A 15,806-nucleotide genomic window follows, 5' to 3' on the forward strand; every position below is an offset into this window, starting at 1 on the left:
CGTCATACCCCGACCCTCCTCCGGCCCCGCCCCCCGCACCACCCGCCCCCAGGGGACCCCCCTCCCCCCTCCGGGGGACCTGCCCCCCGCATGCGCCGGGCCGCTCGGCGGGGTGCCGCTCGGCGGTGGGAGGTCGCGTACGGAGGAAGGTCAGGGGAGGGTGGCGGTCAGGGTCCAGCCTTCGGGGGTGGGGCCGGCGGTGAGGGTGCCGTCGGCAAGGCGGACGCGTTCGCGGAGGCCGGCGAGGCCGAGGCCGCCGCCGATCGGGAGGGCGGGGCGGGGGCCGGTGGCGGGGCCGTTGCGGACGGTGACGCGGTGGGGGCCGATCTCGACGGTGACGGCGGCGCCCGGGGCGTGTTTGGCCGCGTTGGTGAGGCCTTCCTGGACGACGGCGTGGGCCAGCCCGGGGACGGGGCCGGTGACGTCGAGGGTGATGCGCATGCCGGAGGCGCGGGCGCGTTCGACCAGGGCGGTGACGTCCTCGTGGACGGGGACGAGCGGCGCGGTGTCGGCGTCGTCGCGGAGCACGCCGATGATCTGGTGGAGCCGTTCGGTGGCGTCGGCGGCGGCGAGGCGGAGTTCGCCGGCGGCCTTGACCTGGGCGGGGTCGAGGTTCGGCGACATCTCGAGCCCGGCGGCGCGCACGGCGATGAGGGCGAGGTCGTGGCCGAGGGAGTCGTGCATGTCGCGGGCGATCCTGGCGCGTTCGCGCAGGCGGGCCTGTTCGGCGGTGGAGTGGCGGGCCTGGGCGCGTTGCTGGAGGAGACGGCGGCGCAGGAGCCCGAGCAGGTACGGCACGGCGTAGGTGCCGACGAGGCCGGAGGTCATGGTGACCCAGAGGGCGAGGGTGCCGCCTCTGGTAAGGACGAGGACGACGCCGATGCCGGTGGCGACGGCGGCCAGGGCGAGGGCGGGCCAGACGCGGGCCAGCCGCCGTCCGGTCAGGTACGCGTACCACATGACGAACGCCGAGACCGGCAGGAGCGGGAGGATCTTGACCCCGCTGGACGGCGGCGAGAGCCAGGTGAGGTCGCTGGTGGCGAAGCCTTCGCGGAAGTCCCACGGCCCGAACGGCAGCAGCAGCGCGACGGCGGCGAGCGGCCACGGCCGGCCGACGAGGACGACCACGCCCATCAGCGCGATGCGGGGCACGGTGACCAGGGCGAAGGCGGGCAAGCCGTCGAGCGGGTCGGGGCCCATGATGGAGACCGCGACGGACAGCAGGAACCAGAGGAGCACGTCCCGGATCACCTGTTGACGGTTCGCGCGGCGCAGTCGTTTCACGGGTCCGAAGCTACCGGCGGCGCACGACCGGCCGGTGCCGCCGATGGTCGGTTCGGGACCCTGACGAAAGTCAGGGGTGGTGCGCCGTCCCCCGGTTCGGGTGGGGCTAGCACCACCACAAAGGCGGATACCTCCACTCCTGTGCCGGGCTTCCTGAACCGGTTTGATCGAAGCAGGTCGCAGGCCGCCCCTGACGAAAGTCGGGGGTGGTGCATGCCGATCGGCCGATGTGCCGGCACCCGCGGGGTTCCTAGTTTCGGAGTGCGCTGGCCCTGACCCGGCTCGGGGAAGGGCCCGCGTTCGACCGGGGGCATCCCCGATGTCCCGTCGTCCCTCACGCCACCAGGCTTGAGAGCGCTCCTGACTGATCGGAGAACACACTGATGTCCCACACCGTCCTGGAGTGGCTCCAGCAGGTGATGTCGTCACCGTGGCTGTACGTCGCGCTGTTCGCGCTGGCCCTGCTCGACGGGTTCTTCCCTGTCGTGCCGGCGGAGACCTCGGTCATCACGGCCGGGGTGTTCGCGGCGAGCGGGCAGACGAACCTGGCGCTGGTCATCGTGGTGGCGGCGCTCGGCGCGTTCTGCGGCGACCACATCTCCTACCTGCTGGGCCACAAGGGCGGGGGCAGGCTGCGGGAGCGCAAGGCGTTCGTGTGGGCGCGCGGCGCGCTGGCGGAGCGTGGCGGGCTGGTGCTGGTCGTGGCCCGGTACATCCCGGGCGGGCGGACGGCGACGACGCTCACGATGGGCGCGGTGCGCTATCCGCTGCGGTCGTTCACGTTCTTCGACTCGATCGCGGCGGTCTCGTGGGGCGTCTATTCGGGGCTGATCGGGTTCTTCGGCGGGATGGCGTTCGAGAACGACCCGATCAAGGGTCTGCTGCTCGGCCTGGGCATCGCGCTGTCGGTCACGGCCGTCGTGGAGATCGTCCGGTGGGTCAGGAAGCGGCGCGCCATCAAGGCTTCTCCCGAGCGCCTTCCGGCGGACACGTCCGTTTGACCCTTTTTGGCGACTATCCAGGTTGAAAGGAGTGGGCATGACTGTGCTGGCCGCGGTGATCGCCCTGATCGGTTCGCTGTTCTTCGCGCTCGGAGCCGCGTTGCAGCAGTTCGAAGCGGTCGGCACGGCCAAGCCCGGCCTGCTCGCCCTGCTCCGGCGGCCGCGCTGGCTCATCGGTGGCGCGTCGATCCTGGTGGGAGGCGGGTTGCACATCGTGGCGCTCGGCCTCGGCCCGCTGACGGTCGTCCAGCCGATGGGGGTGGCGAGCCTGCTGTTCGCGCTGCCGATCGCCGCCGCGCTGCACGGCCGCAGGCCGGAGCGGCGGGAGCTGGCCGCGGCGGGCGTGGTGGCCGCGGGGCTGATCGGGCTGGTGCTGCTGGTGCCGGAGTCCGACGGCCCGACCAGGCTCGACCCGTCCGGCGTGCTCACGCTGCTCGGCGTCGCCGGGGTGGCGGCGGTGCTGCTGTGGGCGGGGTCGAAGGCCGCCTCCCACGCGGGCCGGGCCGCGCTCCTGGCGACGGCCTCGGGGGTCCTCTACGGCGCCACCGCCACGCTCCTGCGGGTGCTCGTCGACGGCGGCTGGAACTGGTGGTACCTGCTGGCGCTGCCCGTCCCGGCGCTGCTGGCGCTGATGATGCTGCAGCGCGCCTACGCCGTCGGCCACTTCGGGGTGTCCTTCGCCTCGCTGCAGATCGCCGACCCGCTCACCGCCGTCGCGTTCGGCGCGCTGCTGCTCGGTGAGCCGGTGCCGACGGGGGTCCTGCCGATCGCGGCGGCGGCGCTGACCGCCGCCGGAACCGTCGCCCTGGCCCGCACCACGCCGCTGGAGGCCAGGACATGACCGCCACAGCGCGCACCACACACGTGAAGCTCCTCCAACCTCGACACAACGGAGTCACCACCATGGCCATGCCCCTGCACGCGGTCGACGATTCGGCCGCCCTCGTCCCGGTCCCCGCCCGCCCGCGCCGCATCCTGATCTCCACCGACACCTACCCGCCCGACGTGAACGGCGCCGCCTACTTCACCCACCGGCTGGCCACCGGCCTGGCCGAGCGCGGCAACGAGGTGCACGTGGTGTGCCAGTCGGACCTGGGCCCGGCCAGCGCGGACGTGGTCGACGGGGTGATCGTGCACCGGCTGCGCTCGGCTCCGGTCCTGGTCCACCCGACCATGCGGGTGACCGTCCCGACGCGGCTGGACCGGCTCGTCGCCGCGATCGAGCCGGACGTGCTGCACACGCAGGGCCACTTCGTCGTCGGCCGGGCGGCCATCGCCGCAGCCCGCCGCCGCGACATCCCGGTGGTGGCGACCAACCACTTCATGCCGGACAACCTCTTCCAGTTCGGCCACATCCCGGCGCGGCTGCGGGCCAAGGCCGGGCGGCTGGCCTGGCGCGACTTCGGCCGGATCTTCGGCAAGGCCGACCACATCACGACGCCGACGCCGCTGGCCGCCAAGCTGCTGAGCGACCAGGGCTTCACCCGCGAGGTGGAGGCGGTGTCGTGCGGCATCGACCTGGCCCGGTTCCAGCCTCGGGCGGAGCCGAAGGCGTGGGCGCGCAAGGCGTTCGGGCTGCCGGACCGGCCCACGGTCCTGTTCGTCGGCCGGCTCGACGAGGAGAAGCGGCTCGACGAGATCGTCCGCGCGCTCCCGTACGTGCTGAACGACACCGACGCGCAGGTGGCGTTCGTCGGCAAGGGCAACCAGCGGGAGGTGCTGGAGCGGCTGGCCCGGCGCATCGGGGTGGGCGAGCGGACGTTCTTCCTCGGCTTCGTGCCGGACGAGAGCATGCCGCAGGCGTTCGCCGCGGCCGACGTGTTCGCCATGCCGGGCGTCGCCGAGCTGCAGAGCATCGCCACGCTGGAGGCGATGGCGTCGGGGCTGCCGGTGGTGGCGGCCGACGCGATGGCGCTGCCGCACCTGGTGGCGGGCAACGGCTACCTGTACGAGCCGGGCGACGTGATGGCGCTGGCCCGGCACCTGTCCGGCATCCTCTCGGACGACGCGCTCCGGGAGCGGCTGGGCAGGGCCAGCCGCGAGCTGGCGCTCACCCACGATCACCAGACGTCGCTCGCCCGCTTCGAGCAGATCTATGACGAGGTCACGCGATGACATCCAGGCAGGACGCCCCGCAGGGCGCGATCGGGTTCGCCGTCGGCGGGACGGTGGCGGGGGCGCTGGTCGCCGTGCTCGCCCTCGGCTACGCGCAGCTCGCGCTGCCGTCGCAGCCGCTGCTGAGCGACTACGCGCTGGTGTCCGGCGGGCTGCTGCCCGTGCTGGCCGGCATGCTGGCGCTCGCGGGGGCGTGCCTGACGCTGGCGTACGGGCTGGCCGTACGGGAGCCGGGGCGCACGGCGGCGACCAGGGTGCTGCTGCTGGCGGCGGCGGCCGGGCTGATGATGAGCGCGGTCTTCCCCACCGATCCGGGCGGGTCGGAGATCGGCACGCTGACCGGGGAGATCCACCGGTGGGCCGCCGCCGTCGTGTTCACCACGCTGCCGGTGGCCGGGTGGTCGCTGGCGCGGGGCCGGAAGGCGCTGCCGCGCTGGAACGCGGTCCGGGCGCTGAGCCTGACGTCCGTGGTCGCGCTGGCCGTCTACCTGGCGGCGCACCCCGCCTCGTTCACCTCGGCGTGGATCGGCGGCGCCGGCTACTACGGCCTGCTGGAGCGGGCGCTGGTGGTGGCTGAGATCGCGTTGATCGTCGCCATGGCGGTGGCCGCGGGCGGACGCGCCGTCGCCGCCCGGACGCCGCTTCCCGTCCCGGCGGCCGAGCCGGTGCGGCCGCCGCAGGAGAGCGAGCGGCTGGTCGCCTGATCAGCGCGGACGACCGGCATGGTTAGACGGGCGGCGAACCGTTGCCGGGCTAGCGTGATCACATGCTCGTCACACGTCATTCCGAAGCCTGTTCCGTGCTCGCCGACTCCCGGTACGTGCCGCCGCCCGTGCGGCAGGGCGCGCCGGTGGGGACGCTCGCCTGGCTGCGCGCCCGGGTGTCCAGGTTCAGCTCCGGGGAGGAGCACGCGCGCCGCCGGGCGACGCTGTCGGCGCCGCTCACCCGGCTCGGCCCGGCGGCGCTGCGGGAGGCGGCCCGGTCGCTGACGGCGGCCCGGCGGGGCGAGTGGCGGGACGTGCCCACGGAGGTGCTGGGCGAGGCGCTCGGGTTCGCGGAGCCCGGCCGCCTGGCCGAGGCCGTCCGGGCGGCGGCGCCCGGCTACCTGTCCGGCGAGGAGTCCGGCGCGGCCGACGCGGCGGTGGCCGAGCTGGTGAAGCTCGCCGAGCGGGCGGCCGGGCCGGAGGACGAGCGGATCGCCCTGGTCACGCTGCTGCTGCAGGCGCACGCCTCCGTGGAGGGGCTGATCGGCAACGCGCTGGCCCACGCGGCGCCCGGCGTCGCGGTGGACGACCTGCTGCACGAGACGCTGCGGCACGACCCGCCGCTGAAGGTGACGCGGCGGGTGGACCGCGAGAGCGGGGACGAGGTGGTGATCGACCTGGTGGCCGCCAATCGCGACCCTGAGGTGTTCGCGTCGCCGGAGCGGTTCGACCCGGCCCGCGGGGAGGCCCCGCATCTGACGTTCGGCGCCGGGCTGCGGCCCTGCCCGGCGTCACGGCACGCGCTGGCGCTGGCCGCCGGGGTGCTCGACGCGCTGGTGGAGATCGGAGCGGGACGATGAGCGAGAGGTTCCGGGCGCTGCACCGGCCGGGCGAGCCGCTGCTGCTGCCCAACGCGTGGGACTACGGGTCGGCCGCGGTGCTGGCCGGGGAGGGGTTCGCGGCCGTCGGCACCACCAGCCTGGGCGTGTCGGCCGTGCACGGCAAGCCTGACGCGGGCGGCGCGACCAGGGACGAGACGGTGGCGCTCGCCGCGACGATGCGGACGCTGGACGTGATGGTCAGCGTCGACGTCGAGGGCGGGTTCAGCGACGACCCCGGCGAGGTGGCCGAGCTGATCGCGACCTTGGCGGGGCTGGGCGTGGCCGGGGTCAACCTGGAGGACGGCCGGGCCGACGGCACGCTGCGGCCGATCGGCGTCCACCAGGCGATCATCGAGGCGGCCCGCGGGCACGGCGTGTTCGTCAACGCGCGGACCGACACCCGCTGGCTCGGGACCGGCGACACGCTGGAGCGGGTGCGCGCGTACGGGCACGCGGACGGCATCTTCGTGCCCGGTCTGAGCGATCTGGGGGAGATCGCCCGGCTGGTGGAGAGCACGCCGCTGCCGGTGAACGTGCTCTACCAGCCGGGCGGCCCGTCGCTCGCCGAGCTGGCCGGGGTGGGCGTCGCCCGGGTGAGCACCGGCTCGCTGCTCTATCGGGCGAGCCTGCGCGGCGCCCTGTCGGCGCTGCGGGCCGTACGCGGACAGGGCGAGCCGGACCTGCCCTCCTACGCGGACATCACCGCCATGCTGCCCGAGCCACGATAATCGGGGCATGCGCTTCGAGATCCTGGGACCCAGCGCCGCGCTGGGCGACGACGGCACCCCGGTGCCGCTGGGCGGGCCCCGGGTGCGCGCGCTGCTCGCGCTGCTGGCGCTGGAGGCCGGCCGGGTGGTGGGCGCCGAGCAGCTCGTCGACGGCCTGTACGGGTCGCGCCCGCCGGAAGGGGTCGCCAACGCGCTGCAGTCGCAGGTGTCGAGGCTGCGCCGGGTGCTGGGGCGGGACCGGGTGGAGTTCCATCCGGCGGGCTACCGGCTGGTGGCCGATCCGCTGGACGTCGACGCGCACCGGTTCGAGCGGCTGGCCGGTCAGGGCCGGGAGGCGCTGGCGGCCGGTGACGCGCGCCGGGCGGCGGCGCTGCTGCGCGAGGCGCTGGAGCTGTGGCGCGGGACGGCGCTGGCCGACGCGCCGCACGCGGAGGCGGCGGCGGCCCGGCTGTCGGAGCTGCGCCTGGCCGCCGTCGAGGACCGCGTCCAGGCCGACCTGGCGCTGGGCGGCCACCGCGAGGTCGTCGCCGAGCTGAGACGGCTGACCGCCGACCATCCGCTGCGCGAGCGGCCGCGCGCCCAGCTCATGCGCGCCCTGTACGGCAGCGGCCGGCAGGCGGAGGCGCTGGCCGCGTTCGAGGAGGGGCGGCGCATCTTGGACGAGGAGCTGGGCGTCGAGCCGGGCCCGGAGCTGGCCGCCGCCCACCTGGCGGTGCTGCGGGCCGATCCGTCGCTGGGCGCGCCGGCGGCGGGCTCGACCCGGCAGGGGCTGCGCGCCCAGCTCACCAGCTTCGTCGGCCGGGCCGAGGAGCTCGCGCAGGTGCGCGCCGAGCTGGCCGAGGCCAGGCTCGTCACGCTGATCGGCCCGGGCGGCTCCGGCAAGACGCGGCTCGCGGGCGAGGTGGCCGGGCGGGCCGCGGGCGACGTGTGCTTCGTGCAGCTCGCGCCGGTGTCCGACGGCGCGGAGGTGGCGGCGGCGGTGCTGGCCGCGCTGGACATCCGCGACCGCACGCACGGCGCCGAGCTGCCCGCCGTCGAGCCGGCCGAGCGGCTGGTCACCGCGCTCGCCGACCGCACGCTGCTGCTCGTCCTGGACAACTGCGAGCACCTGGTCGAGGCCGCGGCGGACCTGGCCGACCTGCTGCTGGCCTCCTGCCCGGGGCTGCGCGTGCTGGCGACCAGCAGGGAGGCGCTCGGCATCATCGGCGAGCGCATCCTGCCGGTGCCGCCGCTGCGGCTGCCGCCGCCGGACGCCGCCGACCCGCTCGGCTATCCGGCGGTGCGGCTGTTCGCCGACCGGGCGGCGGCGGTGCGGCAGGGGTTCACGGTCGGCGACGGCAACGCCGCGGACGTGACGCGCATCTGCCGGGCGCTCGACGGGCTGCCGCTGGCCATCGAGCTGGCCGCGGCCCGGCTGCGCACGCTGACGGTGCGGGAGGTGGCGGCGCGGCTGGACGACAGGTTCCGGCTGCTGGCGCGCGGGAGCCGGACGGCGCTGCCCCGGCACCAGACGCTGCGCGCGGTGGTGGCGTGGAGCTGGGACCTGCTGGACGAGGCGGAGCAGCGGCTGGCCAGGCGGCTGACGGTGTTCGTGGGCGGGGCGACGGCGGAGGCCGCCGAGCGGGTGTGCGGGGAGCCGGAGGAGGTGCTGTTCTCGCTGGCGGAGAAGTCGCTGGTCGAGTCCGTCGGCGGCCATTACCGGATGCTGGAGACGATCCGGGCGTTCTGCGCGGAGCGGCTGGAGGAGTCGGGCGAGAGCCACGAGCTGCGCGACAGGCATGCCGCCTACCACCTGGAGCTGGTCCGCACCGCCGACGCCCACCTGCGGCGCAGCGAGCAGCTGGAGTGGCTGGCCCGGCTGGACTCCGCCGGCGACGACCTGAACGCGGCTGTGCGGTGGGCGACGGAGTCGGGCCAGGCCGAGCTGGCGCTGCGCCTGGTGGCCTACTCCGCCTGCTACTGGTGGATGCGCGGGCACCGGGTCACCAGCGCGACGCTGGCGGCCGACCTGCTGGGGCGGCTGGACGACACGGTCCCGGAGGGCATGGACGAGGAGTACGCGATGTGCGTGCTCGTCGCCGCCTGGACCGGGCGGGCGATCGACGACCAGATGGCGGCGCGGCTGGAGGCGCTGCACGGGCTGCTGCCGGAGGAGTACCTGCTGCGGCGGCTGGAGTTCCTGACGCTGCTGCTGCCGATGTTCACCGGCCCGCCCACCGACTACCGGTCGGTGGACGTGGCCCGGCAGCTCGTCGACCGGCTGCCGCCCTGGCAGCGGGCGCTCATGCACAGCGGCGAGGCGTTCATCATGCAGTTCGAGGGCCGGCTGGAGGAGGCCAAGGCGCAGTTCGAGCAGTCGCTGGACATCTTCCGGGCGATGGGCGAGCGGTGGGGCGCCATGCTCGTGGTGTCGGGGCTCGGCGACGTGGCGTTCATGCAGGGCGACTACGCGGCGTCGGCCGCAATGGCCGACGAGGCGCTGCGGCTGTCGCGCGAGCTGGGCGCGCTGGCCGACACCAGCGACAACCTGTGCCGCCGGGCCGACACCCGGGCGCGGGTCGGCGACTTGGAGGGGGCGCGTGCCGACTACCGTGAGGCCGCGCGCCTGTCGCGGCGGATCGGCGCGTCCGACACGCTGGCCCGGGCGCACTGCGGGCTGGGCGAGCTGGCGCTGGCCGCGGGCGATCTCGCCACGGCGCGGCGGTGGGCCGAGCAGGCGAGCCAGGAGTGCCCGGAGGAGTGGCACAGCACGGCCGACGTGCGCGAGCGAGTCGCCGCCCTGCTGACGCGGGTCGGCGGGGCCGTCAGCCGGCGGTAGGCGGGCGGTCAGCGCCTGCCGCGACAGTGGCGGCATGACGAAGAAATGGGCCTGTCTGGCTGTCGCCTGCCTGGCCACGCTCCTGCTCTCGCTGGACATGACGGTCCTGCATCTCGCACTGCCCCGGCTGGTCGGCGACCTGGGCGCGAGCTCGACCGAGCTCCTGTGGATCGGCGACATCTACGGGTTCGCGCTGGCCGGCCTGCTCATCACGATGGGCAACCTCGGTGACCGGATCGGCCGCAAGCGGCTGCTGCTGATCGGGGCGGTGGCGTTCAGCGCGGCCTCGGCGGTCACCGCGTACGCGCCCAGCCCGGAACTGCTGATCGTGGCCAGGGCGCTGCTGGGCGTGGCCGGGGCCACGATCATGCCGTCCACGCTGTCGATCATCCGCAACGTGTTCACCGACGCCGCCGAGCGGACCACGGCCATCGGGATCTGGAGCGGCATGAGCGCCGCCGGGTTCGCGGTGGGGCCGGTGGTGGGCGGGCTGCTGCTCGACCACTTCTGGTGGGGCTCAGTCTTCCTGATCAACCTGCCGATCATGGCCGTGGTGCTGGTGTGGGGCTTCCTGGTGCTGCCGGAGTCGCGCAACCCGGACGCCGGGCGGATCGACCTGCCGAGCGTGGTGCTCTCGTTCGCCGGGGTCGTGGCGGTCATCTACGCGGTCAAGGAGGTGGCGCACCGGGGTCCCGACGCGGACGTGCTCGTCGCCGCCGCGCTGGGCGTGCTCTGCCTGGTGGTGTTCGTGTGGCGGCAGACGCGGCTGGCCGAGCCGCTGATCGACGTGCGGCTCTTCCGCAGGCGCGCGTTCACCGCGTCCATCAGCACGAACCTGCTGGCCATCTTCACGATGATGGCGATGTCGCTGATCTTCGCCTGGTACTTCCAGCTCGTGCTGGGCTGGTCGCCGCTGCAGGCGGGGCTCGCGGGGCTGCCGGGCGGCCTGAGCGGCGCAATCGGCGGCATCCTGGCCGGCAAGCTCATCGGCGTCATCGGCAGGAACGGCGTGGTCGCGCTGGGGCTGGCGATGAACGCGCTGTCGTTCCTCTACTACAGCACGCTCGGCATGGAGGTGAACTACCTGGCCATCGCCGCCGTGATGATGCTGGGCGGCATGGGGATCGGCCTGGCGTTCACCGTCAACAACGACAACGTGCTGGCCACGGCGCCGGCGCGGCGGGCGGGGGCGGCCGCGGCGGTGTCGGAGACGTCGTTCGAGCTGGGCGGCGCGCTGGGCATCGCGATTCTCGGCACCGTGCTCAACAGCACGTACACGAGCGGGGTGCGGGTGCCCGCCGGGGTGCCGGAGGAGCCGGCCAGGGAGTCGATCGCCGGGGCGATGGCGCTGGCCGAGACGCTGCCCGCCGAGCAGGCCGGGCAGCTCGTGCAGGCGGCGCGGACGGCGTTCGTGGAGGCGGTGCACGTCACCTCGCTCGCCACGGCCGGCATGCTGGCGCTGGTGGCTCTGCTGGCGCTGGTCGGGCTGCGCGGCGTGCCGAAGGTCATCCCCGAGGAAGTGCTGGCACGCGCTCACTCGTGACGGCCGGGCGGGGCAGCAGGGCGCGGCGGCGGGCCAGGACGAGGGCCGCCGCCAGGCCCGTGATCAGCGGCGGCACGACGAAGGCGAGCGACGGGCCGAACCGGTCCACGAGCTGCCCGGCCGCCGACGAGCCGACGGCTATGCCCAGCCCGATGGCGCCGTTGAGCCAGGTGAACGCCTCGGTGCGGGCGGCGGCGGGCACCAGTCCGTCGATGATGGTGTAGCCGGTGATCACGACGGGCGCGATCACCAGCCCGGCCAGCGCCGCCGCGCCGTACAGCAGGGGCAGGGAGCCGGCGAGGACGAGGGCGCTGGTCGCGGCGGCGAGCAGGACGAGCCCGCAGCCGAGCCGGACGGTCGCGGGGACGCGCCAGCGCACGGCCCCGTACAGCAGCCCGCCGGCCAGGCTCGCGCCGGAGAACGCGCCGTAGACGGGTCCGGCGGAGGCGGCGGTGCCCAGAGCCTCGGTCAGCGAGGTGATGCCGACCTGGAGGCTGCCGAACACCGACCCCATCGCGAGGAAGGCGGTCGCCAGCAGCGCCACGCCGCGCAGGCGCAGCACCCCGGCCGCCCGCTCGGGGCCGGGCGAGGCCGCCGAGCGGGCCGAGCCCGGCGGGGCGGCGGTGCGCACGGCGGCGAACGTGAGCGTGCCGGTGACGACGAGCACGAGCGCCACCAGCAGCGCCACCACCGGCGAGTACGACGTCGACAGGGCGACGAGGACGACCGGGGCGAGGGTGAAGGTGAGCTCGTCGGTGACGGACTCGACGGCGAAGGCGGTGTTGAGCGCCGGGCCGCTGAGCCGGTGCGCCCATCGGGCCCTGACCATCGCGCCCACCTGGGGCGCGCTCGCGCCGGTGAGCGCGGCGGCGGCGACCAGCAGCGGCACGGCGGCGTGGGCGGCGGCCAGCGCCACCAGCCCGCCGAGGGCCAGCGCGTGCGCGCCGACCTGCGGGACGAGGACCCTGGCCTGGCCGTGGCGGTCGGCGAGCCGGCCGAAGCGGGGCCCGGCGAGGGCCTGGGACACGGCCGCCGCCGCGGCGGCGACGCCCGCCGGCCCGTAGGCGCCGGTGGACCATTCCACCAGCAGCAGGACGCCGAGCTGGGTCATCGCGAACGGCAGCCGGGCCACGAGCGCGGGCAGCAGGAAGCGCCAGGCGCCGGGCGTGGCCAGCACCGGGAGGTAACTCTTCAAGGGGGGTCTCCGTCCAGGTCAAGACGGAGCCGTCCCGGAGGAGCGCACCGTCTGGTGGGCTTCGACCGGGGTGATACCGGCAGGAGGGCCGGCCGCCGAGCGGTCTATCAGGCGCGTGCGAGACGCGACGGAGTCATCCTACGCGGTCGGCCCGGCCTCGCAGGCCCGGGTCCTGCTGGGCGCGAGGGCGTCCAGGCGGTCGCCGACGAGCTTGGCCAGGCCCTCGATGGTGGCGATGCCGTGGCTCTCGCCGGGCTGGTGGTCGGTCTGGACCGACAGCAGCAGGTCGCGCCCCGGCCCGGTGACGCGGCCGTAGCTGGTAACGGCCCAGGTGTTGTGCACGAACGGCCGGGGCGTCCAGCCGTTCTTGAGCGCCACCCGCTCGCCGGGCCTGGCGGCGGCGCTGACGCCCCAGTCCTGGTCGCGGTGGACGCGGCCCATCAGCCCGAGCACGTGCTCCCGGTCGGCGGCCCGCAGTCCCCTGCCGCCTTCGGCGAGCAGTTTGAGCACCTTGACGCGGTCGGCGGGCGTGGTGGTGGTGCCGCCCCAGTAGCGGCCCGCTCCGGGCGTCGTCTCGCGCAGGCCGAGCTTGCGGTAGAAGGCGGCCAGCCCGGGGCCGCCGCCGGCCCGCCACCACAGCGTGTCGGCGGCCTGGTTGTCGCTCTCCCTGATCATGCGCGCGGCCAGGTCGCGCTCGCTGCCGCGCAGCGGCTGCTTCCGGCGGGCCAGCAGGGCCATGAGGATGTCGACCTTGGACCCGCTGGCGGTGATCATGCCGCGTTCGTGCGCGCGGTGGCCGATCGTCACGCCGGAGACCAGGTCGAGCGCGCTGTAGGCGACGCGCCCCGGCCTGCGGTCGAGGTAGCGGGCCACCTGGCGTGTCAGCTTGGCCTTGGCCGTCCGGCCCGCCTTCGCGTCGGGCAGCGTCAGCACGCACCGGGCCGCCGCGGCGGGCAGCCGCGCCGCCACGCCCGCCGAGCCCCGCACGGGCGCCGCGGCCTCGCTCTCGCACCCTGTCACCAGCAGCAGAACCGCCACCGCGGCCCATGATCGCGCACGCACGCCCTACCCCCCGTGATCTCACCGGGGGTCAGCCGATCTCCTGCCCAGCCGCCGCGCGCGCCAACCCTAGAGGTGCTCGCGCAGGAACCCGGCCGTCGCCTCGACGGCCTGCGTCACGTACGGCTCGCGGTCGTAGAGGTCGACGTGCTGCTTGGCGTCGATCCAGACGAGCCGCTTGGGCTCGTCGAGCCGCTTGTACGCCTCCTCGGCGCCCTCCGGCGAGCAGAACCGGTCCACGACGCCGTGCACGATCAGCGCCGGGCGGGGCGACAGGAAGTCGGCGCCCATCATGTTGTCCATCGTGACCAGCTCGCGGACGCTCGCCCGGGTGACCCGGTTGTCCCAGTGGGGGGACGCTGAGCGGTCGGTCCCGTAGTAGGCGTACGGCTCGTCGCCGGGCATGGCGGCCTCGCCCTCCTCGGCCACCGCGGGCAGGTAGGCGACCGGCCCGCCCTGGTCCTGGCGCTCCAGCACCTCGGCGAACGAGGCCAGCACCGCCGCGTAGTCCATCCCCGACCGCATCGCGTACGGGTTGTTGTAGGCCCCGGCGATGCCCGCGAACGCCTTGACGCGGGGGTCGAAGGCGGTGAACTTGAGCGCGTAGCCGCCGCCCAGGCAGATGCCCACGGCCCCGATCCGGCCGGCGTCGACCTCGGGCCGGGCGCGCAGGAACGACACCGCCGCGCGCAGGTCGTGCAGCTTGCCCTGGGGGTCCTCGTGGCAGCGCGGCTCGCCGCCCGACTCGCCCCAGTTGCGGTGGTCGAAGGCGAGCGTGACGAAGCCCTCGGCGGTCAGGCGCTCGGCGTAGAGCCCGGTGACCTGGTCACGCACGCCCGTGAAGGGGCCGGTGAACACGAGGGCGGGGTGCGGCCCCGGCCCGCCGGGCACCCGCAGGTCTCCCGCCAGCACGACGCCGTCGACGGCGAACTCGACTCTCATGCTCCCAGTGTGACGCGGAACGCCCGCGGCGCGGGGCCGCGGGCGTCGCGATCAGGAGTCGAAGCCGAGCCCCATCCGGTCCAGGGTGCGCAGCCACAGGTTGCGCCTGCCCTGGTGCTGGTCGGCCTGGGCGATGGACCAGCGGGTGAACTGGATCACCCCCGACCGCACCGGCTCGGGCGGGAACGGGACGGGCTTCTCCTTGACCATGCGCAGCTCGGTCCGCTCGGTCCGCTCGCCGGAGAGCAGGTCGAGCATGACGTTGGCGCCGAAGCGGGTGGCGCCGACGCCCATGCCGGTGTAGCCGGTGGCGTAGGCGAGCCTGCCGCCGTGCGCCTGCCCGTAGAAGGCGCTGAACCGGCTGCACGTGTCGATCACGCCGCCCCACCGGTGGGTGAAGCGCACCTCGTCGAGCTGCGGGAACGTGGTGTAGAAGTGCCCGGCGAGCTTGACGAACGTCTCGTCGCGCTGGTCGTACTCGGCCTTGACCTGGCCGCCGTTGTAGTAAACGGCGTCGTAGCCGCCCCACAGGATGCGGTTGTCGTCGGTCAGCCGGTAGTAGTGGAACTGGTTGGCCGAGTCGCCGACGCCCTGCCGGTTGCGCCAGCCGATCTCGGCGAGCTGGGCGTCGCTGAGCGGCTCGGTCATCAGCGCGTAGTCGTACACCGGCACCACGAAGTGCTTGAGCCGGCGCAGCAGCGGCGGGAAGACGCCGGTGCCGAGCGCCACCCGACGGCCGGACACGGCGCCCCGGGGGGTGCGCAGCTCGATCGTGTCGCCGTCGTCGTGCATCGAGCGGACCGGGCTGCGCTCGTACACCCGCACGCCGAGGCGCACGCACGCGTCGCGCAGTCCCCAGGCGAGCCGGGCCGGGTCGAGCATGGCGCAGCCGCTGCGCTCCCACAGCCCGCCCAGGTAGGTGGGCGAGTTGACCTCGGCCCGGACCTGGTCCTGGTCGAGGGGCACGTAGTCGAGGCCGAGCCGGTCTATGACGTCGAGGTTCTCCTGGAGAGCGTCGAGCTGCCACGGCTCGGTGGCGACGTTGAGCTCTCCGGTGCGTTCGAAGGAGCAGTCGACGCCGTAGCGCTCCAGCGTCCGCTCGATCTCGTCGAGGTTGTCGGCGCCCATGCGCTCCAGCCGGTCGATCTCGTCCGGCCAGCGCTCCAGCCCGTTGGACAGGCCGTGGGTGAGGGTCGCCATGCAGAACCCGCCGTTGCGGCCGGATGCCGCCCAGCCGATGCGGCGGCCCTCCAGCAGGACGACGTCCTGGCCGGGGTCGCGTTCCTTGGCCATCAGGGCCGTCCACAGCCCCGAGAAGCCTCCGCCGACGACGACGAGGTCGGCGGTGGTGTTGCTGTCGAGCCGCGGTCGCGGCTCGGGTCTGGCCGGGCTGTCCAGCCAGTACGGCTTGCGCTCCGCGTCAGCCAGCGCCTTCAGCGGATCCACAAATCCCACTTCCCTTACGGTGTCTTATTTTGTGAAATTGCGGGACCAAATTGGTGATCACGCGCGGGTTCCCCCCGCCGGAATCCGATC

At 74.5% G+C, this 15,806-nt stretch carries 13 protein-coding genes; 8 read left to right on the forward strand and 5 right to left on the reverse strand.

Annotation, left to right across the window (positions count from 1 at the left end; all coding sequences use genetic code 11):
- Positions 1-150: 150 nt before the first annotated feature.
- Positions 151-1,284: a sensor histidine kinase gene (locus tag KME80_RS30850; RefSeq protein ID WP_219509954.1), complete on the reverse strand. Its 1,134-nt coding sequence runs from the start codon at positions 1,282-1,284 to the stop codon at positions 151-153.
- Positions 1,285-1,667: 383 nt separating this feature from the next.
- Here KME80_RS30850 and KME80_RS30855 point away from each other — a divergent pair, with 383 nt between their 5' ends.
- From KME80_RS30855 to KME80_RS30890, 8 genes are all read left to right on the forward strand, one after another.
- A complete protein-coding gene (locus KME80_RS30855) occupies positions 1,668-2,285 on the forward strand; it encodes a DedA family protein (RefSeq protein WP_219509955.1) in 618 nt (205 codons plus the stop codon).
- Positions 2,286-2,322: 37 nt separating this feature from the next.
- Positions 2,323-3,126, forward strand: a complete 804-nt coding sequence (locus KME80_RS30860) for a DMT family transporter (RefSeq protein ID WP_246646047.1) — start codon at positions 2,323-2,325, stop codon at positions 3,124-3,126.
- A 62-nt stretch (positions 3,127-3,188) separates the two neighbouring features.
- Positions 3,189-4,400, forward strand: coding sequence for a glycosyltransferase (locus KME80_RS30865; protein ID WP_219509957.1), 1,212 nt, complete (start codon positions 3,189-3,191; stop codon positions 4,398-4,400).
- The gene (locus KME80_RS30870; RefSeq protein ID WP_219509959.1) at positions 4,397-5,104 is read left to right on the forward strand and encodes a DUF998 domain-containing protein; all 708 of its coding nucleotides are present in this window, start codon (positions 4,397-4,399) and stop codon (positions 5,102-5,104) included. Before KME80_RS30865 ends, KME80_RS30870 begins: the two co-directional genes overlap by 4 nt.
- A gap of 62 nt (positions 5,105-5,166) precedes the next feature.
- Positions 5,167-5,964 carry a cytochrome P450 gene (locus tag KME80_RS30875; protein ID WP_219509961.1) on the forward strand — a complete coding sequence of 266 codons (798 nt, stop codon included), beginning with the start codon at positions 5,167-5,169 and terminating at the stop codon, positions 5,962-5,964.
- Positions 5,961-6,713 carry an isocitrate lyase/PEP mutase family protein gene (locus tag KME80_RS30880; RefSeq protein ID WP_219509963.1) on the forward strand — a complete coding sequence of 251 codons (753 nt, stop codon included), beginning with the start codon at positions 5,961-5,963 and terminating at the stop codon, positions 6,711-6,713. The genes KME80_RS30875 and KME80_RS30880 overlap by 4 nt, the downstream gene beginning before the upstream one ends.
- Before the next feature lie 7 nt (positions 6,714-6,720).
- The gene (locus KME80_RS30885) at positions 6,721-9,531 is read left to right on the forward strand and encodes an AfsR/SARP family transcriptional regulator (protein WP_219509966.1); all 2,811 of its coding nucleotides are present in this window, start codon (positions 6,721-6,723) and stop codon (positions 9,529-9,531) included.
- 34 nt (positions 9,532-9,565) lie between these two features.
- On the forward strand, positions 9,566-11,074 hold the full coding sequence (locus tag KME80_RS30890) for a DHA2 family efflux MFS transporter permease subunit (protein WP_219509967.1): 1,509 nt from the start codon (positions 9,566-9,568) through the stop codon (positions 11,072-11,074).
- On the opposite strand, the gene KME80_RS30895 is transcribed toward KME80_RS30890, so the two are convergent.
- From KME80_RS30895 to KME80_RS30910, 4 genes are all read right to left on the reverse strand, one after another.
- The gene (locus tag KME80_RS30895; RefSeq protein ID WP_219509968.1) at positions 11,037-12,269 is read right to left on the reverse strand and encodes an MFS transporter; all 1,233 of its coding nucleotides are present in this window, start codon (positions 12,267-12,269) and stop codon (positions 11,037-11,039) included. The genes KME80_RS30890 and KME80_RS30895 overlap by 38 nt on opposite strands.
- A 138-nt stretch (positions 12,270-12,407) precedes the next feature.
- Entirely contained in the window at positions 12,408-13,307 is a 900-nt protein-coding gene (locus tag KME80_RS30900; RefSeq protein ID WP_219509969.1) for a serine hydrolase, read from the reverse strand.
- A 90-nt stretch (positions 13,308-13,397) separates the two neighbouring features.
- The gene (locus KME80_RS30905) at positions 13,398-14,270 is read right to left on the reverse strand and encodes an alpha/beta hydrolase (RefSeq protein ID WP_219509970.1); all 873 of its coding nucleotides are present in this window, start codon (positions 14,268-14,270) and stop codon (positions 13,398-13,400) included.
- 51 nt (positions 14,271-14,321) lie between these two features.
- Complete coding sequence (locus KME80_RS30910; protein ID WP_219510006.1) at positions 14,322-15,716, reverse strand: NAD(P)/FAD-dependent oxidoreductase; 1,395 nt, start codon at positions 15,714-15,716, stop codon at positions 14,322-14,324.
- Positions 15,717-15,806 lie beyond the last annotated feature (90 nt).

Origin of the sequence: Nonomuraea ceibae (assembly GCF_019396325.1) — a bacterium.
Taxonomy (GTDB): Bacteria; Actinomycetota; Actinomycetes; order Streptosporangiales; family Streptosporangiaceae; genus Nonomuraea; species Nonomuraea ceibae.

What these genes read in the sequence shown, in the direction of transcription:
- KME80_RS30855 (WP_219509955.1), top strand. Translation starts at nt 1,668, where the DNA reads ATGTCCCACACCGTCCTGGAGTGGCTCCAGCAGGTGATGTCGTCACCG.
- KME80_RS30860 (WP_246646047.1), top strand. Translation starts at nt 2,323, where the DNA reads ATGACTGTGCTGGCCGCGGTGATCGCCCTGATCGGTTCGCTGTTCTTC.
- KME80_RS30865 (WP_219509957.1), top strand. Translation starts at nt 3,189, where the DNA reads ATGGCCATGCCCCTGCACGCGGTCGACGATTCGGCCGCCCTCGTCCCG.
- KME80_RS30870 (WP_219509959.1), top strand. Translation starts at nt 4,397, where the DNA reads ATGACATCCAGGCAGGACGCCCCGCAGGGCGCGATCGGGTTCGCCGTC.
- KME80_RS30875 (WP_219509961.1), top strand. Translation starts at nt 5,167, where the DNA reads ATGCTCGTCACACGTCATTCCGAAGCCTGTTCCGTGCTCGCCGACTCC.
- KME80_RS30880 (WP_219509963.1), top strand. Translation starts at nt 5,961, where the DNA reads ATGAGCGAGAGGTTCCGGGCGCTGCACCGGCCGGGCGAGCCGCTGCTG.
- KME80_RS30885 (WP_219509966.1), top strand. Translation starts at nt 6,721, where the DNA reads ATGCGCTTCGAGATCCTGGGACCCAGCGCCGCGCTGGGCGACGACGGC.
- KME80_RS30890 (WP_219509967.1), top strand. Translation starts at nt 9,566, where the DNA reads ATGACGAAGAAATGGGCCTGTCTGGCTGTCGCCTGCCTGGCCACGCTC.
- KME80_RS30905 (WP_219509970.1), bottom strand. Translation starts at nt 14,270, where the DNA reads ATGAGAGTCGAGTTCGCCGTCGACGGCGTCGTGCTGGCGGGAGACCTG.